The sequence below is a fragment of the Amazonocrinis nigriterrae CENA67 genome (genome assembly GCF_016056305.1).
GTDB lineage: Bacteria > Cyanobacteriota > Cyanobacteriia > Cyanobacteriales > Nostocaceae > Amazonocrinis > Amazonocrinis nigriterrae.
This window is the reverse complement of the sequence record NZ_JAECZC010000073.1, coordinates 1-20,291: the sequence shown is the minus strand read 5'-3', so window position 1 is coordinate 20,291 and position 20,291 is coordinate 1. Positions and strand designations below refer to the sequence as shown.

23 protein-coding genes are annotated in these 20,291 nt (G+C 41.2%); 13 read left to right on the top strand and 10 right to left on the bottom strand.

What is annotated here, in order from left to right; all coding sequences use genetic code 11:
- Positions 1 to 200, bottom strand: a 200-nt coding sequence (locus tag I8748_RS36145) for a DUF1308 domain-containing protein (protein ID WP_198127621.1), incomplete at its 3' end; no start/stop codon positions are given.
- A 135-nt stretch (positions 201 to 335) separates the two neighbouring features.
- Here I8748_RS36145 and I8748_RS35415 point away from each other — a divergent pair.
- From I8748_RS35415 to I8748_RS35855, 3 genes are read left to right on the top strand one after another with little or no spacing between them, the layout of a single operon-like run.
- Positions 336 to 821 carry a helix-turn-helix domain-containing protein gene (locus I8748_RS35415; RefSeq protein ID WP_225896564.1) on the top strand — a complete coding sequence of 162 codons (486 nt, stop codon included), beginning with the start codon at positions 336 to 338 and terminating at the stop codon, positions 819 to 821.
- Between the two features lie 7 nt (positions 822 to 828).
- Complete coding sequence (locus I8748_RS35860; protein ID WP_263976782.1) at positions 829 to 957, top strand: hypothetical protein; 129 nt, start codon at positions 829 to 831, stop codon at positions 955 to 957.
- Positions 914 to 1,246: a transposase family protein gene (locus tag I8748_RS35855; protein ID WP_318781276.1), complete on the top strand. Its 333-nt coding sequence runs from the start codon at positions 914 to 916 to the stop codon at positions 1,244 to 1,246. Before I8748_RS35860 ends, I8748_RS35855 begins: the two co-directional genes overlap by 44 nt.
- A 377-nt stretch (positions 1,247 to 1,623) precedes the next feature.
- Here I8748_RS35855 and I8748_RS27125 read toward each other — a convergent pair whose 3' ends face one another.
- The gene (locus I8748_RS27125) at positions 1,624 to 1,863 is read right to left on the bottom strand and encodes a hypothetical protein (protein WP_198127620.1); all 240 of its coding nucleotides are present in this window, start codon (positions 1,861 to 1,863) and stop codon (positions 1,624 to 1,626) included.
- Positions 1,864 to 2,232: 369 nt separating this feature from the next.
- Here I8748_RS27125 and I8748_RS27120 point away from each other — a divergent pair, with 369 nt between their 5' ends.
- Together I8748_RS27120 and I8748_RS27115 are read left to right on the top strand one after the other, a co-directional pair.
- Entirely contained in the window at positions 2,233 to 2,451 is a 219-nt protein-coding gene (locus I8748_RS27120; protein ID WP_198127619.1) for a hypothetical protein, read from the top strand.
- Positions 2,444 to 2,839: an aspartyl protease family protein gene (locus I8748_RS27115; RefSeq protein ID WP_198127618.1), complete on the top strand. Its 396-nt coding sequence runs from the start codon at positions 2,444 to 2,446 to the stop codon at positions 2,837 to 2,839. Before I8748_RS27120 ends, I8748_RS27115 begins: the two co-directional genes overlap by 8 nt.
- Positions 2,840 to 3,095: 256 nt before the next feature.
- On the opposite strand, the gene I8748_RS27110 is transcribed toward I8748_RS27115, so the two are convergent.
- The gene (locus I8748_RS27110; RefSeq protein ID WP_198127617.1) at positions 3,096 to 3,794 is read right to left on the bottom strand and encodes a YdcF family protein; all 699 of its coding nucleotides are present in this window, start codon (positions 3,792 to 3,794) and stop codon (positions 3,096 to 3,098) included.
- A gap of 332 nt (positions 3,795 to 4,126) precedes the next feature.
- Between I8748_RS27110 and ctpB the strand changes: the two genes are divergently transcribed.
- Both ctpB and I8748_RS27100 read left to right on the top strand, forming a co-directional pair.
- Positions 4,127 to 5,464 (top strand): carboxyl-terminal processing protease CtpB, encoded by a 1,338-nt coding sequence (ctpB, locus tag I8748_RS27105; RefSeq protein WP_198127616.1) that lies wholly within the window; start codon positions 4,127 to 4,129, stop codon positions 5,462 to 5,464.
- Between the two features lie 117 nt (positions 5,465 to 5,581).
- On the top strand, positions 5,582 to 6,550 hold the full coding sequence (locus I8748_RS27100; RefSeq protein ID WP_198127615.1) for a glycosyltransferase: 969 nt from the start codon (positions 5,582 to 5,584) through the stop codon (positions 6,548 to 6,550).
- A 169-nt stretch (positions 6,551 to 6,719) separates the two neighbouring features.
- Here I8748_RS27100 and I8748_RS27095 read toward each other — a convergent pair whose 3' ends face one another.
- The 4 genes from I8748_RS27095 to I8748_RS27080 all read right to left on the bottom strand — a co-directional run bounded on the left by I8748_RS27095 (position 6,720) and on the right by I8748_RS27080 (position 9,651).
- The gene (locus tag I8748_RS27095) at positions 6,720 to 7,493 is read right to left on the bottom strand and encodes a methyltransferase domain-containing protein (protein WP_198127614.1); all 774 of its coding nucleotides are present in this window, start codon (positions 7,491 to 7,493) and stop codon (positions 6,720 to 6,722) included.
- A 668-nt stretch (positions 7,494 to 8,161) separates the two neighbouring features.
- Positions 8,162 to 8,485, bottom strand: a complete 324-nt coding sequence (gene grxD, locus I8748_RS27090; RefSeq protein ID WP_198127613.1) for a Grx4 family monothiol glutaredoxin — start codon at positions 8,483 to 8,485, stop codon at positions 8,162 to 8,164.
- 167 nt (positions 8,486 to 8,652) lie between these two features.
- Positions 8,653 to 8,910, bottom strand: a complete 258-nt coding sequence (locus I8748_RS27085) for a BolA family protein (protein WP_198127612.1) — start codon at positions 8,908 to 8,910, stop codon at positions 8,653 to 8,655.
- 135 nt (positions 8,911 to 9,045) lie between these two features.
- Entirely contained in the window at positions 9,046 to 9,651 is a 606-nt protein-coding gene (locus tag I8748_RS27080) for a hypothetical protein (RefSeq protein WP_198127611.1), read from the bottom strand.
- A gap of 168 nt (positions 9,652 to 9,819) precedes the next feature.
- Between I8748_RS27080 and I8748_RS27075 the strand changes: the two genes are divergently transcribed.
- On the top strand, positions 9,820 to 11,937 hold the full coding sequence (locus I8748_RS27075; protein ID WP_198127610.1) for a S8 family serine peptidase: 2,118 nt from the start codon (positions 9,820 to 9,822) through the stop codon (positions 11,935 to 11,937).
- 68 nt (positions 11,938 to 12,005) lie between these two features.
- On the opposite strand, the gene I8748_RS27070 is transcribed toward I8748_RS27075, so the two are convergent.
- The 3 genes from I8748_RS27070 to grxC all read right to left on the bottom strand — a co-directional run bounded on the left by I8748_RS27070 (position 12,006) and on the right by grxC (position 14,050).
- Positions 12,006 to 12,773 (bottom strand): lysophospholipid acyltransferase family protein, encoded by a 768-nt coding sequence (locus tag I8748_RS27070; protein WP_198127609.1) that lies wholly within the window; start codon positions 12,771 to 12,773, stop codon positions 12,006 to 12,008.
- Between the two features lie 115 nt (positions 12,774 to 12,888).
- Positions 12,889 to 13,332 carry a tRNA adenosine(34) deaminase TadA gene (gene tadA, locus I8748_RS27065; RefSeq protein WP_198127622.1) on the bottom strand — a complete coding sequence of 148 codons (444 nt, stop codon included), beginning with the start codon at positions 13,330 to 13,332 and terminating at the stop codon, positions 12,889 to 12,891.
- Between the two features lie 382 nt (positions 13,333 to 13,714).
- Complete coding sequence (gene grxC / locus I8748_RS27060) at positions 13,715 to 14,050, bottom strand: glutaredoxin 3 (RefSeq protein ID WP_096559068.1); 336 nt, start codon at positions 14,048 to 14,050, stop codon at positions 13,715 to 13,717.
- Positions 14,051 to 14,238: 188 nt separating this feature from the next.
- Here grxC and I8748_RS27055 point away from each other — a divergent pair, with 188 nt between their 5' ends.
- From I8748_RS27055 to I8748_RS27035, 5 genes are all read left to right on the top strand, one after another.
- Positions 14,239 to 15,267 (top strand): histone deacetylase family protein, encoded by a 1,029-nt coding sequence (locus I8748_RS27055; RefSeq protein WP_198127608.1) that lies wholly within the window; start codon positions 14,239 to 14,241, stop codon positions 15,265 to 15,267.
- Between the two features lie 116 nt (positions 15,268 to 15,383).
- Entirely contained in the window at positions 15,384 to 16,025 is a 642-nt protein-coding gene (locus I8748_RS27050; protein ID WP_198127607.1) for a type I restriction endonuclease, read from the top strand.
- A 218-nt stretch (positions 16,026 to 16,243) separates the two neighbouring features.
- The gene (gene glpX, locus I8748_RS27045) at positions 16,244 to 17,281 is read left to right on the top strand and encodes a class II fructose-bisphosphatase (RefSeq protein ID WP_198127606.1); all 1,038 of its coding nucleotides are present in this window, start codon (positions 16,244 to 16,246) and stop codon (positions 17,279 to 17,281) included.
- A gap of 173 nt (positions 17,282 to 17,454) precedes the next feature.
- On the top strand, positions 17,455 to 18,741 hold the full coding sequence (locus I8748_RS27040) for a glutamyl-tRNA reductase (protein WP_198127605.1): 1,287 nt from the start codon (positions 17,455 to 17,457) through the stop codon (positions 18,739 to 18,741).
- A 924-nt stretch (positions 18,742 to 19,665) separates the two neighbouring features.
- Entirely contained in the window at positions 19,666 to 20,256 is a 591-nt protein-coding gene (locus tag I8748_RS27035) for a DUF2087 domain-containing protein (protein WP_198127604.1), read from the top strand.
- Positions 20,257 to 20,291 lie beyond the last annotated feature (35 nt).

The window sequence follows — 20,291 nt, the reverse complement described above, 5'->3', positions numbered from 1 at the left end:
ATAATAACTCTTTGCAGAAAACGATTTGCTCTTGTCTGTTCCAAGCTACCTGCTGAATACTGCACAATATTGATGAATTCATTAAATGCAGTTTGTGCTATTACCATTTGTTGCTTTTTGACAAATGCTCGTAGTTCATAACGAACGGGAGAACCCTCTGCAATGAATGCAACTGCGGTATTAGTATCTAAATTAATCACGTTTTATGTGAACCAAAAATCACAGTAACCAGTATATTTTGCTATGACTCTTACAAATGGTTGTGCAATAGACTTATCCTTAATATAAACAGAGTGGGATAATAAAAAACGGAGCAAAAATTATATCTAGATAATATGACAAATCCTTTGGCAAGAATTGAATCACATCCTCACGAAGCAAAACGATTAATTGGAATTAATTATAACCAGTTTTTAGCATTGGTATCTTTAGCAGAAAAAAGGCATGTAGAGAAACAGGCAGAAATTGAAAAAAATAAAATTCGGATTATTGCTCCTGGTGGCGGACGCAAACCAGAGATGTCACCTAAAGAAGGAATATGCTTGTGTCTAGTTTACCTTAGACAAAAACCAATTTTTGAGATTTTAGGGTTACTCTTTGATATTTCCAAAACCAAAGCGAATGATGCTTTTAATTATTGGGTAGATATTTTGAGAGAAATTTTACCAGCATCTCAAATAGAAGAAGCATCAATAGATAGTCAAAAATCTCAGGAATTGCAGCGAATGCTGTCCGAATACGAATTAATTGTTGATAGTGCTGAACAAGCTCTCATCTTGACCTGTAGACTATCAAGAACAAAAAAGATACTACTCTGGTAAGAAAAAAATGCATACTCTAAAAAACCAGTTTATTGTCTTACCTGGTGGGGAAGATATTGTAGATATCTATGTGGGAATGTTAGGAAAAAAAAGTGATATTAATTTGTTTCGAGATACTCGGCTGGGAATTTGCTGACTCACAAAGATTTATTGGCGATAAGGCTTATATTGGAGATGATGCTATTACCACACCTCATAAGAAACGAAAGAATACAGAAATTTCAGAATTACAAAAACAAGAGAATAAACAACTTTCGTCTCGCAGAATCACAGTTGAACACATGATATGTCGGGTAAAAATATTTCGCGTAGCCTCGGAAAAATTCCGTCTAGCTCGTCATCGATATAGTCAGGTAATTCTAGCAGTTTGCGGACTGATTAGGTTAAGGCTTAATCGCTTAGTATCCTTAACCATTAATATTTAATTTTTTCTTTGGAAATTGATTTCATCGTTTTATACTTTTCACTTCAATTTTAGTTTTTTGTCTCAGAATGTCGCCAAACACCTATTTTATCGTAGAGTAAGATAGCGATCGCCTATTCAATTATCTATAGATTCGTAAGTTTGACTGTTCATAACGCAATTACCTCCTCATAACAACAAATTTTCGGTAATTATAATCAAGGCTAACTGTTTATTATACAAAACTTTACCGTATAACTACCCTTCATGGGAGAATTACATGGAATTTTTCCGTATATCCCTTGGTGTTATCAAGAATTTTACAGCCAATGATAAAACCTCTTGTATAATTCGGTCTTGATAATGTAACTACAATACTTTCAGCCTTAGTTTCAGTATTTATGCAAGAGGACTATACTTCTGCTTATCGAGATTATTCCATTTGGCATCTTGGTTAATGCAGTGTATGGCAGCAGTGAGATTTATCTCGATAGGGTACTTATCCTTTAAGCCTAAGATTATCTCTACTGCTGCGGTATCAACTCCCAATGCCATGCCTGAATAGAACTGGATGCGTTTGTAACCCCACTCAAGGGCGCGATACTCCTGCGGAGTCGCTTCACGATCGATCGCAAGCACGAACAATCATAGCTTCGAGTCTGGGTCAGTGTATCCTGCAAGGTTGCATCCAATCCTAGTTGTAAAGAATTCTAGTTCAGGATGAGTCTTTGCATATTCGACTAGTTTCTCAATTTGGGATTTTATTTTTGGCTACTGTACTGAGATTTGGATGCAAGTATGAATCACAAGTATCAAAATTAGGCGTAGACGCGGAGCGGCTTGCCCTTGGGCATCGCTAACTCAAAAATTGTGTTCACAACCCCATTTTTGACATCATTTTAAGCACAATTGCTTATTGACAAATAATTAATAACCTTAACTTGTTACCAATGCACCTCACCAATCGCTTATGATAAAGGCATTCTCGTATGTCTGGAAGTTCAAACCATGTCTCTGTCTGAGTTAATTCCTCTGATCAATAATCTGAGCCAGTCGGACAAGTTATCGCTCTTCAAACTCCTAGCCGCACAAATTCCAGACGCTGAACTACAAATTATCTTTTCTGCATCAGAATACCCAATTTGGTCGCCCTACGACGCAACGGAAGCTGCAAACATCCTGATGCAGATGATTCAGGATGACCAAGAGGCATCTACTCATGCTTAGTACAGTCGAGTTTCCCTTTTCTGACGATGAAGCATTACCCACGATCCCCGTCACTGTGAGTCATGCAGGCTCCTCTGTTTCTGCAAATGCACTGCTGGATACTGGGTCTACGGTCAATCTCTTACCTTATGACATCGGGTTGCAATTAGGTGCAATTTGGGAGGAACAAGCTGTCCGCTTGCCATTGGCTGGAAATCTTGCAAGGATTGAAGCGCGGGGTTTATTTGTGCATGTTCAAATTGGGAATCTGGAACCCGTTCGCCTAGCATTTGCCTGGGCACAAGCCTCTCAGGTGCCCTTAATCCTTGGGCAAACAAACTTTTTTCGAGAATTCGATGTCTGTTTTCAGCGATCGCGACGCACGATTGAAATTACCCGCCTCTATTGAAGACTTCAAGATTACCCTTTATCGTCTTCCTTGTGTGTTGCTGCCAAATAAGCTAATCTGCTTTTAAGTTGCATAATCCTTTGCCTTAGAAAGACGCGGGGACGCAAAGAAGGGGAGACGCGGTGAGTCCAGTGCTGCGGGAGGGTTTCCCTCCGCAGGCAACTGGCGAACCCGAAGGGGGATGCAATTTGAATGATTATTAGCTTACGAAAATCTGGTTTTCTGTTAGTATAATTCTTCATTATCAATATCCCCCTCACCTCCCCACCCCACCTTGATGTTCACACTTAAAACCTTGATGCTGCCAAGCTTGCATATCCACTTGTGCCAGTTTTGTCACATTTGAGCATTGTGGCTGAATGATTTGACTGACAACAGCCCACAATAAACTGCGCGTGATATCTAATACAGTTTTCCCCCAAGACTCTCGATTCGCTGGAATACCCGACTCCTCAACAATATCTGGTTCCACCCAAATGCCATGAGCGCCTAAGAGAATTTGTGCCATCCATTTGGCTCTTGGTAGGTGAGTTGGTGATGTAATCAGCTTAATCTTATATACTCCCCAACGCCGCAGAATCGGAATTCCATAATAAAAATTGTCAAAGGTAGAATTGGCGCACTTTTCTAACCAAACATTTTGTAATTCTGCCGCTTCTCGCTGAAAAATTAGCCAGATACAGGGGTCTTTAGAACCTTGAGAAATTAGAATGGGTGTTTGCGGATATTGTTTTGCTTGTTGGGCAGCATAAATTTCTCGGCGAATACTACCACCAAGCACAACAAAGCCATCTACAGGCTTTGAAGAAGCAAAAACTAGGGCTATAGTGGTGAAAACCAGCCAAATGACAAAGATAGTGCATAAACCACAAATTGCTTTTTGTAACAATTGCCACTGTTTACGTAATCTTTGCCTTTGGGCAATTGATGAAGATTTGGTAAATTTATGTCTCATGACATGCTAATAATGGCTTGGGTAAATCATGACCGGAAGACCAGCAATTAACTCAGCGAAATGCTATCTTATAAAAATAATATAGGGTGTAAAGATGACACCAACAAAAGTGTCACACTATCGTCACATTAAGTTCATAGTGACAAATTAGACTGCCACAAAAACTGGCAAGTACAGCAATAATAGTTAATAAATTATTGCAATATTTTAGAATAATTCAAAGGGGAAAATTAATGAGGGGAACATAACTGAAAATAGGGTATAAAAACTTAAAGTTTTCTCAAAAGTCTGATTGCTAAACTGTCAACACACAATTACCCCAGCTGATATACATGAACCAATCTGCGAAACGTCACTCGCCGCTCCAAGTAGCCTTGATTGGTGGAGCGATCGCCACAACGGCCACCGTGTCTGTCTTTGGCCCTGCTTGGACTCGCTGCGTGCGTGCCGCTCTACAAGATAGTCCAAAAGCATTAGTTGACCAAGTATGGCAAGTAGTAAATCGTGAATATGTTGACGGCAGTTTTAATAAACAAGATTGGCAAGCAACTCGGCAAAGCTTGTTAAGCAAAAACTATTCTTCTAACGAAGAAGCTTATGTAGCAATTCGCGAAGCCTTACAAAAGTTGGGAGATCCTTACACTCGGTTTATGGATCCCAAACAGTATGAAGCTCTCACTAGTCAAACATCTGGGGAAGTCTCTGGAATTGGCATTCGCATGGAAGTCAACGACAAAACCAAGCGGCTAACTGTTGTGGAAGCCATAGAAAATTCTCCAGCACTGAGAGGCGGAATCAAAGCAGGTGATGAAATTTTGGCAATCGATGGCAAATCTACATTAGGGCTGAAAGTTGATGACGCCTCTAAACTGATTCGCGGTAAAGCGGGTACTCCCATATCTTTGCAGCTAGGACGAGCAGGGCAGAATGCTGTGACTGTGAAGTTGACACGGGCAAATATTGAAGTACCAACAGTACGTTACACCCTCAAACAAGAAGGCAATCGGCGGGTTGGCTATATCCGTTTGCGCGAATTTAGTGCCCACGCTGCCGAACAAATGCGCCGAGCTATCCGCGATTTGAGTAATCAGAAAGTCGATGCTTTTGTGTTAGATTTACGCGGGAATCCCGGCGGTTTATTGCAAGCGAGCATTGAAATTGCTCGAATGTGGCTAGATGATGGTGGCATTGTCCGCACCGTTAACCGTCAAGGCTACAGTGAAGACACCAAAGCCAATCGCACAGCCTTGACAAAACTGCCTTTAGCTGTATTGGTGGATGGAAATTCTGCAAGTGCTAGCGAAATTCTTACAGGCGCCCTCAAAGATAATAAGCGAGCTATAGTTATTGGTGGTCAAACCTTCGGTAAAGCCTTAGTACAATCAGTTCATGAATTATCAGATGGTTCCGGTTTAGCCGTCACCATTGCCCACTACTATACCCCTGCTGGTACAGATATTAACCACAAAGGAATTACCCCAAACATCAAGATAGACTTGACAGAAGCACAAGAGCGCCAGTTGGCATCGAACCCCAGTTTAGTAGGAACTCAAAGCGATCCGCAATATGCCAGAGCGATCGCAGTTCTATCTAGTAACAACTTCGCTCAATTTTCGGCAAGCCAATCAACTCGACCCATGAGCGCCAGCGCCAGCGACTTACAATTTTAGATTGATCGCTTGTTAATTTCTAACTAGTGTTCATTATCAGGATTAGAAAGTATAAAAGATAAAGGCTGAAGGATGAATTTTATACTTCAGCCTTTATACTTCATACTTCATACTTTTATGAATCCTTTATTAGCTGATACAACCACCACCAACAGCTTCTTGCCAATGGTATCGGTGGTTGTTCCTATTTATAACGGTGAAGCAGACTTACCAGAATTAATTGATTGTCTGTTGTCTCAAACCTATGCCAAAGAGCGGGTAGAGTACCTAATCGTAGACAATAACAGTAGCGATCGCACCCTCGCCGATCTCCAAAAATTTGCCGAAAATTGCCCAATTACAATTCGTCCCTTAAGCCAAAACCAAATTCAAAGTTCCTACGCCGCCCGGAACACTGGTATTCGCGCCGCTATAGGTGAAATCATCGCCTTTACTGATGCTGATTGCCGTCCGCAACCACAATGGTTATTATCACTAATTCAGCCTTTTGTCAAGCAAGAGGTAGTAATAGTCGCCGGTGAAATTATCGCCCTACCAGGCAATACTCTGCTAGAACAATACGCAGATAGGCAGGAAACATTATCACAAAAACATACCCTTGCCCATTCCTTTTGTGCTTACGGTCAAACTGCTAATTTGGCGATTCGGCGTATTGCCTTAGAAAAAGCAGGTTTATTTCGCCCTTATTTGACAACTGGCGGCGATGCAGACATTTGTTGGCGAATTTTGCAGCAAAACATTGGGCGTCTGGAATTTGCCCCAGAAGCGATCGTTCAACACCGTCACCGTACCACACTCAAAGAACTAGAAAGCCAATGGCGGCGTTATGGCCGCTCAAATCGCTATCTCCATGAACTGCATGGCGTAGAATTGATGCGAGAAATCACCAAAGGCGAATGTGGCTATCGCTTGCTGCGTTGGTTATTAAAAGAAGTGCCCAAAGAAATTCTCAAAGCGATCGCTCTTAAAGCCAATCTTGTAGATTTATTCAATACTCCCATTGGTTTGTTCACTGCTAGGGCGCGTTACTCTGGACAACAAGACGCTAAATTGCCAGAACAAGCCAAGATAATTGACTGGCTGTAACAAAGGGCAATCTAGTGAAAGACTTTTTCTCAGTTGTGGCAACCTACTTGTATACAAACTATATACAGTCTTCATTGGGCGTCAGAGGCAAAGCATAGCTTTACCTCTTTGGGGTTCTTCAGGTTTAATAAGTAATAAACGCGGACATGATCTTAAATCTTGCTTTCAGCTACTTTTTGAGCAAAAAAATCTTTCGGTAATTAGTAGCTAGTGGATTTTCTGATAACACAGGTGGGAAAAGTATATGCTTGTTAACGACTTCTTTGGGAAAGTTTGATTCGTTAATTACTGTTACTTTGAACCCAAATGATTCGATTATAAAACTAAAGCTATCTCCATAGATACGCAGATGATCCCATTGCCCAAAGATACGTTCCCTATCTTCAGGGGACACAACAGTTGAATCTTCAAATGTTTCTGCTAAGTTATCCTTCTGTGGTACCGTTAGTATTGCATAGCCACCAACGCTTAAAACTCTATATATTTCTTTGAAGGCATTACTATCATTGGGAACGTGTTCTAAAACATCACAAGCAATAATCAGATCAAATTCGCCGTCTTGAATTTGATGCATGTTTGATATATCTAATTGTAAGTCTACTCTTTTGTCTAAAAAGTCCGCCGTCACATACTTTGCTGCATATGTTTTAAGTGTTGATTTTAGTTGTGCTTCTGGCGCAAAATGAAGGATGCGTTTATCCTGAACAAGTTTTTTATAAGAAAAATCATCAGTAAATGACAGAGATGCAGCTAACAATCTATGACGTATATCTGAGCAACAATTAGGACAAATTACATGACTATGCCAAAGACTGTTTATGAAATGTTTACCCTGCCATTTACAAATATTACATTCAATATATTTAGGCTGAGACAGATAGGCAGACATTGCTGTTCGATATAATTTATTCGTTGCCTTCTGTTGAAGTTCAATCAATTTCATAACTGCTTATTCCTGTTGTAGTTTCAGATTATATATCTGCTCTACAAATTGAACTTTTGTTTGAAATCTCCTTTCGTTTAAGATATACGCGTCACGTAGCATACAACCATAAATAAACTGTTTTTACAAAAGTTTTAATTATTTAGTTGGAGGAAATATGTATCCACAAAGTGAAAACTTTATTATGAAGATTGTGTAAACTTAATATAAATTATTATATAAGCTTAATTTATAGTTATTCTCTCAAATGCCTGTACTTTGTCCAAAAGTCTTTTACTTATCGCAGTTATTTAATCAGATTTGTATCCATAATAGGACTTACGCGCATTGTCATATTTTTTCGTGTAGAACAAACTGGCATTCAAGAGTCCAAAAAACCCTAATTTTTGACTGGCGAACAAATCGGGGAACCGCAAAGGCGCATTGCCTCACTAAGATGAGGACTAGTTAGCGGCAAAAATTTTTAACTTTGTAGGTTGGGTTTCGTTCCTCAACCCAACCTACAACAATCGTTAACTGAACCGTATTGGGCTATACATGAAAAAGCCCTTAAAAATATAGAAAGACAGTTATCTTTCTAATTTTTAAGGGCAGTAAAAATGGAATTTTGTTTCTACAATCAGGTGTTAATTCAACAGTATAGTCTCTGCTTTGCTGCTCTTAAGATATTAAGAAGCTATTGCTACTTCTACCAATTGTTGCAATTCACCGCTTTGGTAGAGTTCAATCATGACATCAGAACCACCAATAAATTCACCATCAATATATACTTGGGGAATTGTTGGCCAGTTAGAATATTCTTTGATGCCCTGACGAATTTCGGAATCTGAGAGAACATCAAACGTCTCAAAAGGAACTCCCAAAGTATTAAGAATCTGCACAACGTTGTTAGAAAAACCACATTGAGGCATCAACTTGGTTCCTTTCATGAAAACAAAAATCTTGTTTTGTTTTATCAAGTTATCAATTCTTTCTTTGAGTTCTGGTGTCATAGTGTTTTTGTTTCCTGTTCTACATTAAATACTGAAGGGTTAAAAGGGAGGAGTTATTAATTTAAACTGACAACTCCTAACTCCTGTACGGGCGGGTTTACCCGCATACCTTGCTACCAATTGAGTAAGATTGCAAAACCCGCCCCTACAACTCCTAAGTTGAAAGTTTAGGAGGCAGTTGTTGCTTGCCATGCTTCGGGAGTATAGGTTTTTACAGCCAAGGCATGAATCGCTTCGGTTGACATAGCTTCTTGCACAGCGCCATAAACTAACTGGTGTTGTTGCACCAGTCTTTTGCCTGCAAACTGCGATGACACTACTGTCACCTGATAGTGGTCACCGCCACCAGTCAAGTCCTGCACCTGGACTTGGGCATCTGGCAGTTTTGCCTTGATCATTGCCTCAACCTGCTGCGGACTAATCATCGCAATTCCTGAAAAAACTTACTTTCCTATTATTAACAAATATGTGGGAGTAGGGAGTAGGGAGTGGGGAGTAGGGGTGCAGGGGTGCAGGGGAGAATAACTACTGACCACTGACCACTGACCACTGACCATTGCTCATTTTTGCGATGACGAAGATGAACCACTACCTTGTCTGGGATAGGGAGAGTCAACAAAACCTAGCTCAAATAACTGCTGGTAGGCTTTCTTGCCTAAATCTCGTGTTGGGTTTTGACTTTTAATAATTTGAATTAACAATGGTACGGCTAATTCTGGCTGATTTTGCGCCCGATGTACCAGCGCTAGCTGATAAGTCGCCTCATCTCGCTTTTGGGCGGTTAATAAAGCCTTTTGCCGCTGGGAATCAGAAACTCTATTGTCAATTCCTGAAAAGCTGGCATTTAAATCTTGATAAAAATTAGATAGCTGATTGTAAACCTGACGTGCTTCTTGTAGTTTTTTAGCAGCTAGAGTATAGTTTTGTGCAGAAACGGCTTGATCTGCTTCTTTCATCAAGCGATCGCCCCCTTCAAGGCTCAAAATACTGCTATTTTGAGTTGTAGGACGCAGGTTATTAGGATTATTAGGGTCAATGGGTTGTGGTTGGTTAGTAGTGCCTGGTAACTGTGGTATCTGAGCATTGACTGATGATAGCAGGCTGAGGACTGCTACGAGTGATAAAGATGTGAAGCGAATCAAGGAACCGACAGCAGCAAAGTTCATGGGGTAAATTAGTGCGACAAATATATAAAAAAGTTACAGAAACTTCGGGTATCTTAACTCTGTTTTTGTCTTTAACAAAACAATCTACATACTCAAGTTTCTCTGATTTAGACTGAAAATCGGTTTAATTGAGTTCCCATTGCCCTGTACACTAACTAAATCGCCCCTATGAACGATCGCGTCAATTCCTCTGATTTGCCAACCACAGGTGTACCAGCAAGCAGTTTGGGAGTAGTGTTACAACGCGGTGGTGAAGAATTGATTTTAGAAAAAGCTTTAGACCGTTTTACCATCCGTCAAGTCACCACCCGTTTTGCTACCGATTTTCTTCCCCAACAATTATCTCAGGTTAGTTGGGGCTTTTGGCAGCGCAGTATTCCTCAAGCACGGCTAGAATTATTCACGGTGGCGCCAAACCAGTTAGACGAGGCAATGTCCCAAGCACGCGCTACCCAAAATGTTGCTTTCGCCAGTCACGTTTACACAATTAAAGATAGTCCTGGAACTTCCGTTTACCTGAATAACCAAATCACGATTCAATTTGCTTCTAGGGTAGACCCTGCCACAGTTAATGCCATAGCAACTGCATTCGGCTTAAATCCAAAACAATTTGTAATTGGTATTCCTAATACTTTCGTATTTCTGGTTAGTAAACAAGCAACTGAGAATCCCATCAAAATTGCCAACCAACTGCAAGGACTCAAAGAGGTGTTAGTTGCTGAACCTAACGTCCTTGTGCAAAGAGAGTCATATTACAAACCCCGCGATCCTCTTTATTCTCAGCAATGGTATCTCAACCATAACAACGGTAATCAGTTGGCAGCAGGTTCCCATATCTCTGTCGAGAAAGCTTGGGATATTACTCGCGGTGTGCGTTCTGTGGTTGTGGCAGTGGTGGATGATTCTTTTGATTTGAATCATCCAGATTTTCAAGGTGCCGGCAAAGTTGTTGCCCCTAGAGATTTAAAAGAAAATGACTTTTTACCGTTGCCTGCTGAACACGAAACTAGCCACGGGACAGCTTGTGCAGGCATAGCCTTGGCTGAAGAAAATGGTACAGGAATTGTGGGGGTTGCCCCCGGTTGTGCGTTGATGCCCATTCGCACTACTGGGTATCTGGATGATGAGTCAATTGAGGAGATATTCAACTGGGCAATAGAAAAGGGAGCCAGTGTGATTTCTTGCAGTTGGGGAGCTGCTGCTGTTTATTTTCCTCTATCTTTGCGCCAAAAGGCAGCCATTAACCGTGCTGCAACCCAAGGGCGCAATGGTAAAGGTTGCGTGATTGTATTTGCTGCCGGCAATGCCAACCGTCCAGTTAACGGTACTGTTTATGAGCAAAAGTGGCCTGATAATATTTTACAGGGAAATGTTGATTGGTTAAGTGGTTTTTCGGAACATCCAGATGTGTTGGCTATTGCTGCTTCTACCAGTTTGAATAAAAAAGCAGCTTATAGTAATTGGGGAGCGAGTATTTCGGTATGTGCCCCTAGTAACAATGCTCCTCCTGGTATGTCATTTCAGGAAAAAGGTTATATTTTCACGCAACCCGCGATCGCTATTTCCCTAACTGGTCTAGGAATCCTCACCACTGACCAAATCAGTACCGCTGGTTACGATCCTGGTAACTTTACCAACAACTTCGGCGGTACTTCCAGCGCTACACCCGTAGTTGCAGGAGTAGCAGCCCTGATGTTGTCAGCGAATCCTGACTTAACTGCCCAAGAAGTTAAACGTATTTTGGAACAAACGGCTGATAAAATTGTGGACTTAGACCCAGACCCGCAGCTGGGTTTAAGCCAAGGTGGTTACGATGCTAACGGACATTCCCAGTGGTTTGGCTATGGTAAGGTAAATGCAGCCAGGGCAGTACAAGCAGCGCAAGAGATGCGGAAAGTGGCTGCAACTGCAACCAACCAAGTCAAGGGGAAGAATAACAGCCAGCTAGCGATTCCAGATAATGAGAAACAGGGGATAAAAAGTGCGATCGCAATTTCTGAGTCTGGCGTACTTCAAGATATTGAAATCACAGTTAACATCACTCATGATTATTTAGGCGACTTAGAAATTTATCTAATTGCCCCCAATAATCAACAGGTATTGTTACAAAATCGTACCCTAGGACGGCGTACGAAATTGCAAACTACATATACACTGCGATCGCACCCGATCCTTAAGCAATTGCTGTCTCTTTCCATCCAAGGACGCTGGCAGTTATGGATAATCGACTATGCACCACAAGATGTAGGGAAATTAAATAGTTGGGAATTGGTGATTGGTTATTAGTCATTAGTCAATGGTCAATGGTCAGTAGTTACCACTAACAACTGACAACTAACAACTGACAACTGACATTAAGTATTAGAAATTTCCGCAAATGCACGAGTGCTAATTGTTGATTCTTGATGGCTTAATTGTTGTAGCACCCTTGCTAAATCCTCTGTAAGGCGTTTGGCATTTTGTTTAGCTCTACCATTGGTATAATCTGCAACATTTATTGCACTGCCAATGTGAAGCCTAACGTCTGTACCCCAGTCAGGATAGGGTTGGCTGTAATTGATGCTCACAGGTAAGATTTTCACCCCCAGTCCTGGGGAACTCAATTCAGCATTCAAAGCTAAACGAGCAATTCCTGGCTTTAGAGGATGTAGTTTGCCATCGCGAAAAATATTGCCTTCTGGATAAATTACTAACATTTGTTTATCTTGAAGTAATTCCACTGCGTGACGCAGAGTTTTAATGGCTGGGCGTCGAGCATTTACAGGAAATCCTCCCAAACGTCGAACAAACCAACCTTGCAATCCTTGGCATTCATCAATCGTTACCATAAATCGTAAGTCTCGACCTGTGACGCAACGACCAGTAGCGTAAGGTAAAAGCAAAGAATCCCAACGTGCCCGATGTGTGGGAGCTAGAATCACAGGGCCATTGATCGGAATATTTTTTTGTCCGGTAATTCTAATTTTTCCAAAGAATAATGGTAATAGGAGATGATGCCCTAATAAATACGCTAGAGAACTTAGCCAAGGAGAAACCCGCGAAGTTACATCAGCCACCTCATATTTTACTTGGGTAGGTGCTGGTATTTCCTGGTAAGTATTGTCGGAAGAGTAAAATTGCATGATATACGGTAGCTGCTGGTTGTCCGGAAGAATGTAATAAAATCTTGATTAGTTACACCGTAGATTTTCTTTTGTAAATTGTGTCGTAGGTACTGGACAGTTTCGCCTCTGTCTGTTATTTTTTCTGACGCCGCCGAGTAGCAAACCAAGCTTGCAAATGCTGACGACAGGCTGATTCTAGAATGCCTCCCACAACGCGCAGACGGTGATTAGAAGCAGCGCTATCAGGAATATTGGTTACAGTACGAATTGCCCCAGTTTTTGTATCATCCACTGCATATACAAGGGTTCCTAAACGAGCTTGTACAATAGCGCCAGCACACATTGGACAAGGTTCTAAAGTTACGTATAAGGTGCATTGGTTCAGATGCCAATTTTGTAAAGTTTGAGCAGCTGACCTCAGAGCCAGGATTTCCGCGTGAGCCGTGGGATCTTTGTCGCGTTCTTTTCTGTTTTCACCTTCTGCAATCAAATTTCCACTCGCATCAACCACAACAGCACCTACAGGAACTTCACCAGCATCACCTGCGGCTTGTGCCAATTTTAAGGCGTGGCACATCCATTGCCGATGTAGAAGATATTCTGGGTATTCAATTAATACCATTTTGGATTTTAAATTTGAGATTTTGTAACAGTTAAAACTAGCCCTTTGAAGGTGGGTAAAATTCCTCACAAAATTTACTGAACCTTGGGGTTTTCACCTTTGTGTCTTAGTGCCTTGGTGGTTCATCAGTCAATTTTTTACCACAAAGACACTAAGACACTGAGAAAAATACATTACACCTTGAAAGGACTAGTAGGTAGGTTGCGTTAGGCTCAAGCCATAACGCACCGTGTTATGTGTCGGTGCGTTAAGCTCTTTGAGCATATGTTTCATGACAAATCATATCGAAAATATCCGTCTAGCACACCCTACCCTCACTTTGCTGACTCATTGACTTTTACTCAGGACTGAGCAGTTTTAAGGGAGTTGCTTGGAATAAAAGTGGATCAAGTTGAGCTTTTGTGTCTAGCTCATAAAGGTCATCACAACCACCAATGTGTTGATTATTGATAAAAATCTGTGGTACTGTACGTCGTCCATTGGCGCGTTCTGCCATCTTAGCTCTAGCTGCTTCGTTACCGTCGATTTTATATTCAGTAAATTTTACACCTTTCCACCACAGCAGCAGCTTGGCACGGATGCAGTAAGGGCAAGTTTGCCAAGTATAGATTTCTACGTTGGCTTTCATGCGTTCTGGATGGCGACCGAGAAGGGGGTTAAGGAAGTCCAGCATATTTTTGATGTTATGGATTTTTATCAGTTATCTCTAGCCTAGATCATGAGACTTATTTCAGAAATGGGGGAAAGGAAATAGTACTGCTTTTCGCCTTCGTGCTTACTGTCCAACTGCCATATTTTCCTGGTATATCCACTTCTTGGTAAACTCAAACCAAATTCTAGTTATTGAATAGCCTAGACAAAATGAAAGCCATACTCAGTCCTTATTTTGACGTTGAAGGCCCTACAAAATTCCTCCGCAGAGGGCGCTTTGTTGAACATCCAGATGTTGCACAAAGGGGTAATCAGATTCGTCTGGGGCTGGAGGAGGTTGGATGTGAGATACTGTTTGCATCATCGCAGCTAGAGCTTCGTGAATCAATCCTTGCGGTGCATGACAGAGGTTATGTGGATTATCTGGAAGGTGCTTGGTCAAATTGGTCAAAAATGCCGGATGCTAGCGATGAAATATTTCCAAACATCTTCCCAAATCGCCATGTAGCCCAGTTTAATCACAGCCCTGTTGCTTTAGCGGGATGGTATCTTGCTGATTGTGCAGCACCAATCGGAGAATACACTTGGAGAAATGCGTTATTGAGTGTCTCTACGGTTCTGGAAGCGGTTTTTCGTATACGAGAGGGAGAGTCTGCTATTTATGCTTTGTGTAGACCAAGTGGACACCATGCTTCTCAGGATATGGCGATGGGTATGTGCTTCTTAAATAATGCCGCGATCGCTGCCCAAGAATTCCGCAAGCAGTTTACCAAGGTGGCAATTCTTGATATCGACATGCATCACGGTAATGGTACGCAGCAGATTTTTTATCATCGCAGTGATGTTTTAACAATTTCGATTCATGGTAATCCCACAAACTTTTATCCTTTCTATACTGGCTTTGAACACGAACGTGGTTTAGGCGAAGGCGAAGCACATAACTTAAATATTCCACTACCTGCTGGAACAGGTGAAGCTTCTTATCTACAAGCCTTAGAGAAAGCCACAGAGGTAATATCGTCGTTCAAAGCAGATGTCTTAATCGTAGCAACTGGCTTCGACACATTTAAATCTGACCCGCTGGGTTGTTTTGCCCTTGAGTCTACGTCTTACAATCAAATCGCCAGTAAGATTAAGTTACTTGATTTACCAACTCTATTTGTACAAGAGGGTGGGTACTTTGTTCCAGCCCTAAGTGAAAATGTTAAGCAACTCATCACAGGTTTTGAAAACACTTAAATCCACATTTGATACTCAGCCTGAACTACTGTTAGTCACGTCTACGCCCGCCGCCATTCTAATTTCAGACGTGTAAAATTTCAATAAACCCAATAGATATTTAAATACTAGCAAAAATGGTTTTAATAGTTGGGATCACTAAAGCAATTACTAACCTGAATGAGGCTCATGCTAAATTCAATTTAAGCCAGACTGCTGACAACAATTTTTTCACAGAATGGTTTGAGCATTTACCATTACTGACTGATAGTGAAAAAGAATCACTGAATCGGTTAAAAAATCGCTATCTATATTACGCTGCTGACGGTGCAATTACAGAAGGCACAGTCAACGTGATTATTTTGTCTCCTCTCTTGGAATTAATGGGGCTATGTGACCCTCCTTTTAAGATTCGTAGTGAGCAATTAGTGAAGGTTGAAATTGAAAATGGAGGTGAGGAAGAAAGTTTATTAAAAGGCTTTATTGATACTTTGATGGTGCAAAATCGACTATGGGTGGTACTAATTGAATCGAAACGTTATGGTTTTAGCGTTATGCAAGCTCTGCCACAAACTTTAGCTTACATGATGGCAAACCCAAACTTAGAAATCCCAGTTTTTTCAATGATATCGAATGGGGAAGACTATATTTTTGTCAAGCTTTTACAGCAGGTGCGGCAATATGCTTTATCGAATAAGTTGACTCTCTCCAACCCTCAAAAAAATGAATTGTACGAAGTTATACAGGTAATTAAACGAATTATTGGCTTAATTGTTTAGGTGCGAGTATCAAATCACAGGCAATAAATGTAGAAAAAATTTCCTAGTACAAAAATATTAGTAAAATCTGCAACTGGTTGATTTTGTTGGTTAGCAGCAAAACTTAACACAGCACCAACTGGAGAGTATTTCACAGGTGTAACCGCCCTTTGGTAGACTTAAAGACTGAAATAGCCAGATAAAACGACGCACAGTCAAGCAGTTGAGAGGGCGACTCTGTGGAAAATACACTTGGGTTAGAGATTATTGAGGTAGTAGAGCAAGCCGCGATCGCATCCGCTAAATGGATGGGTAAAGGCGAAAAAAACACTGCTGACCAAGTAGCAGTGGAAGCTATGCGTTCCCGCATGAATAAAATTTACATGCGCGGTCGCATTGTGATTGGAGAAGGTGAACGCGATGACGCCCCTATGCTGTATATCGGGGAAGAAGTTGGTATCTGTACCCAACCAAATGCCAAAGACTTCTGTAACCCTGATGAATTAATCGAAATTGACATTGCCGTCGATCCCTGTGAAGGTACAAACTTGGTAGCATACGGACAACCTGGTTCAATGGCTGTCTTGGCAATTTCTGAAAAAGGTGGGTTATTTGCTGCGCCTGACTTCTACATGAAGAAATTAGCAGCACCACCAGCTGCTAAGGGTAAAGTAGATATCAACAAATCAGCCACGGAAAACCTGAAAATTCTCTCCGAGTGTCTAGACCGCTCTATTGATGAACTTGTGGTAGTCGTCATGAAACGCGATCGCCACAACGATTTAATTAAAGAAATCCGCTCTGCTGGCGCGAGAGTGCAGCTAATTTCAGATGGTGACGTGGGTGCAGCCCTGTCTTGTGGCTTCGCTGGTACTAACATCCACGCTCTGATGGGTATCGGTGCTGCACCTGAAGGTGTAATTTCCGCAGCCGCAATGCGTGCTTTGGGTGGACACTTCCAAGGTCAACTGATCTACGATCCAGAAATAGTGAAGACAGGTTTGATTGGAGAAAGCAAAGAAGCTAACCTTGAGCGTTTGCAGTCTATGGGTATCACTGACCCCGATAAGGTCTACGATGCTCATGAACTAGCATCTGGTGAAACAGTTTTGTTTGCAGCTTCCGGTATTACCAGCGGTAACCTCATCCAAGGTGTACGCTTCTTTCACGGCGGCGCAAGAACTCAAAGCTTAGTTATTTCCAGCCAATCAAAAACTGCTCGCTTTGTAGACACCATTCATATGTTTGAGCAGCCTAAAGTTGTGCAATTGCATTAGTAATTAGGGAGGGGACTGGAGACTAGGGACTGGGTACTGGGGACTAGGGACTGGGGACTGGGAAAGAGTTCTTTAATCCTCAATACCTAATACCCAATCTCTAATCCCCAATCCTCAATACCCAATCCCCAATCCCCAATTTCCAATAACCCATTACCAATTAACGATAAGAAATGAATATTGCAGTGGTGGGGTTAAGCCATAAAACAGCCCCAGTAGAAGTCCGGGAAAAGCTGAGCATTCCAGAACCACAAACCGAAAGTGCGATCGCTCAACTCTCCAGCTATCCTCATATTGATGAAGTGGCAATTGTTAGCACTTGTAACCGCCTGGAAATCTACATCGTTACCAGTGAAGTTGAGCAAGGAATCCGTGAAGTTACTCAATTTCTATCAGAGTATAGTAAATTACCTGCCTTGTCTTTGCGACAACACCTGTTTATGTTGCTGCATGATGATGCAGTCATGCATATTATGCGGGTGGCGGCTGGCTTAGATAGTCTGGTACTCGGCGAAGGTCAAATTCTGGCTCAGGTCAAGACTACTCACAAGCTGGGTCAGCAATACAATGGTATAAAAACAATTTTGAATCGATTATTTAAACAAGCAATTACAGCTGGTAAACGAGTCCGCACTGAAACTAGTATTGGTACTGGTGCAGTTTCTATCAGTTCGGCGGCTGTGGAGTTAGCACAGATGAAGGTGGCAAATTTAGCTGCTTGCCGAGTAGTAATTTTAGGTGCTGGCAAAATGTCGCGTTTGCTAGTACAACATCTAATTTCTAAAGGTGCTGCACAAATTAGTATAGTAAATCGCTCTCGCGATCGCGCCCTAGAATTGGCACAACAGTTTTCAGAACATTCTATCTACACTCACCCACTTTCGGAAATGATGACCGTAATTGCCGAAAGCGACATCGTGTTTACTAGTACTTCTGCAACTGAACCAATCCTTGATCGGGCGAAGTTAGAAATAGTTTTAGACCCTAATCGCCCTTTAATGTTATTTGATATTTCTGTGCCGCGTAATGTCCATGCAGATGTGAATGAACTAGAAAATGTGCAAGCTTTTAATGTGGATGATTTGAAAGCGGTAGTAGCACAAAACTATGAAAGTCGGCGCAAGATGGCACAGGAAGCAGAAAGACTTTTAGATGAAGAAGTGGAAGCTTTTGATGTCTGGTGGCGTAGTCTAGAAACTGTCTCTACTATCAGTTGTCTGCGAAATAAAGTTGAAACCATCCGCGAACAAGAATTAGAAAAAGCTTTGTCGCGTTTGGGTTCAGAATTCGCCGAAAAACATCAAGAAGTCATCGAAGCCTTAACAAGAGGAATAGTTAACAAAATTTTACATGATCCAATGGTGCAATTGCGATCGCAGCAAGATGTTGAGGCCAGACGGCGTTGTATGCAAACCCTGCAAATGTTGTTTAATCTAGATGCAGGTGAGCAATTTAGTTAAATTGATGTCAAATTTTGCATTTAGAGAACAACAAATATAGCCGTTTATATCCGAGTCAAGTACGGGCAAAGAGTAGAAGTAATTCATGAATTGCTTCTACTCTTTTTTAACCGAAAATATTGATATTTAGTCCTATTTGATGTTACTCCCGTTGCGGGATGAATTGGGATTTGGAACCAAGGCTAATACCATTGACAAAATATCTGCAACACATGAATCACCTGTAGGGGCGTACAGCTGTACGCCCCTACTCATCTATCTGTATCAGTTATTTAGTGAAGTGGTATTACTCCCCTCTCCTTAAAGGAGTCAAAACAGGATTTGTTGAACCCACGTTAATCCTGTACCAAGATTACGTTTCACGGCACTTAGTGGATTTTTTATATTATATATAAGAACTACTTATAATTTAAAGTAAAAATACTAGATTATCAAAGTATAATTTAAAATTAATCACCATGGCGATCGCTTTTCCAACCTGTTTTCAAGGATTGATATATTTTAAATTTTTAATAGCTAATCAATAAATTACTTATAAGAGTGGTCTTTTGAAGCTCAATCAGACATTAAAGTGCTTTGATTAATAACAGTTCTTCTATTTTTTATCCTCGTGGAAATTTATCCGCTTTGGAAAGTGATGTGCCAGTATTTTGGTCTATACTCAACAAGAATTTAGCTATTTGCACTAGTGTTGTATCTGGCTTGAGGATATTCACTTGATGCCTATTGTTAATTGATGCCTGTCGCAACGTAGCAAAATGTAAAGAACAAATTAAGAAATCTCAATTATTTACAAAACGAATTACAAAATTAACATTAATTCACGATTTACCTAAGCAAAGCTTTTGCTACATCGGATGAGAACAGCATGACTAATTTGATTTCTTTCTAATTAGATTGAGGTCGAATTATAGATAACAGATTATGAAAAGAGAACAGTTTCAGACCCTGCTGCAATTTTTCAAAGCCTTAGCTGATGAAAGCCGATTGAAGATTGTGGGTATACTGGCGAATCAAGAGTGCAGCGTCGAAGAATTGGCGGCACTGATGCAACTCAAGGAGCCAACAGTATCCCACCATTTAGCCAAACTGAAGGAGCTAAATTTGGTAACTATGCGCCCTGAGGGCAATAGTCGTTTATATCAGTTGGATAGCGAAGCTTTGCAAAATATCAGCAAGGAAATTTTTACACCTGAGAAAATAGCATCTTTGATAGAGGATGTGGATACTGAAGCTTGGGAAAGCAAAGTTCTAAAAAGCTATTTGGAAGTTGATACCAACAGTTTGGAGGGAGTCCAACGTCTTAAAGAAATTCCTGCTAGCCGTAAAAAGCGCTTAGTAATTCTCAAGTGGTTAGCAAGCAAATTTGATCCGAGGGTTCGCTACCCCGAACGCACAGTCAATGAAATTCTCAAGCGCTACCATCCCGACTGCGCTACCTTGCGGCGGGAATTGATTAATTACCAATTAATGCAGCGAGAGAATGGAGTTTATTGGCGTATTACAGAGATGTAGTGTGAGCGGGGGAGCGGGGGAGATGGGGAGATGGG

Bases quoted from the DNA above. Each gene is read 5' to 3' on its own strand.
- I8748_RS35415 (WP_225896564.1), top strand. From the start codon at position 336: ATGACAAATCCTTTGGCAAGAATTGAATCACATCCTCACGAAGCAAAA.
- I8748_RS35860 (WP_263976782.1), top strand. From the start codon at position 829: ATGCATACTCTAAAAAACCAGTTTATTGTCTTACCTGGTGGGGAAGAT.
- I8748_RS27120 (WP_198127619.1), top strand. From the start codon at position 2,233: ATGTCTCTGTCTGAGTTAATTCCTCTGATCAATAATCTGAGCCAGTCG.
- I8748_RS27115 (WP_198127618.1), top strand. From the start codon at position 2,444: ATGCTTAGTACAGTCGAGTTTCCCTTTTCTGACGATGAAGCATTACCC.
- I8748_RS27110 (WP_198127617.1), bottom strand. From the start codon at position 3,794: ATGAGACATAAATTTACCAAATCTTCATCAATTGCCCAAAGGCAAAGA.
- ctpB (WP_198127616.1), top strand. From the start codon at position 4,127: ATGAACCAATCTGCGAAACGTCACTCGCCGCTCCAAGTAGCCTTGATT.
- I8748_RS27100 (WP_198127615.1), top strand. From the start codon at position 5,582: ATGAATCCTTTATTAGCTGATACAACCACCACCAACAGCTTCTTGCCA.
- I8748_RS27095 (WP_198127614.1), bottom strand. From the start codon at position 7,493: ATGAAATTGATTGAACTTCAACAGAAGGCAACGAATAAATTATATCGA.
- grxD (WP_198127613.1), bottom strand. From the start codon at position 8,485: ATGACACCAGAACTCAAAGAAAGAATTGATAACTTGATAAAACAAAAC.
- I8748_RS27085 (WP_198127612.1), bottom strand. From the start codon at position 8,910: ATGATTAGTCCGCAGCAGGTTGAGGCAATGATCAAGGCAAAACTGCCA.
- I8748_RS27080 (WP_198127611.1), bottom strand. From the start codon at position 9,651: ATGAACTTTGCTGCTGTCGGTTCCTTGATTCGCTTCACATCTTTATCA.
- I8748_RS27075 (WP_198127610.1), top strand. From the start codon at position 9,820: ATGAACGATCGCGTCAATTCCTCTGATTTGCCAACCACAGGTGTACCA.
- I8748_RS27070 (WP_198127609.1), bottom strand. From the start codon at position 12,773: ATGCAATTTTACTCTTCCGACAATACTTACCAGGAAATACCAGCACCT.
- tadA (WP_198127622.1), bottom strand. From the start codon at position 13,332: ATGTGCCACGCCTTAAAATTGGCACAAGCCGCAGGTGATGCTGGTGAA.
- grxC (WP_096559068.1), bottom strand. From the start codon at position 14,050: ATGCTGGACTTCCTTAACCCCCTTCTCGGTCGCCATCCAGAACGCATG.
- I8748_RS27055 (WP_198127608.1), top strand. From the start codon at position 14,239: ATGAAAGCCATACTCAGTCCTTATTTTGACGTTGAAGGCCCTACAAAA.
- I8748_RS27050 (WP_198127607.1), top strand. From the start codon at position 15,384: ATGGTTTTAATAGTTGGGATCACTAAAGCAATTACTAACCTGAATGAG.
- I8748_RS27040 (WP_198127605.1), top strand. From the start codon at position 17,455: ATGAATATTGCAGTGGTGGGGTTAAGCCATAAAACAGCCCCAGTAGAA.
- I8748_RS27035 (WP_198127604.1), top strand. From the start codon at position 19,666: ATGAAAAGAGAACAGTTTCAGACCCTGCTGCAATTTTTCAAAGCCTTA.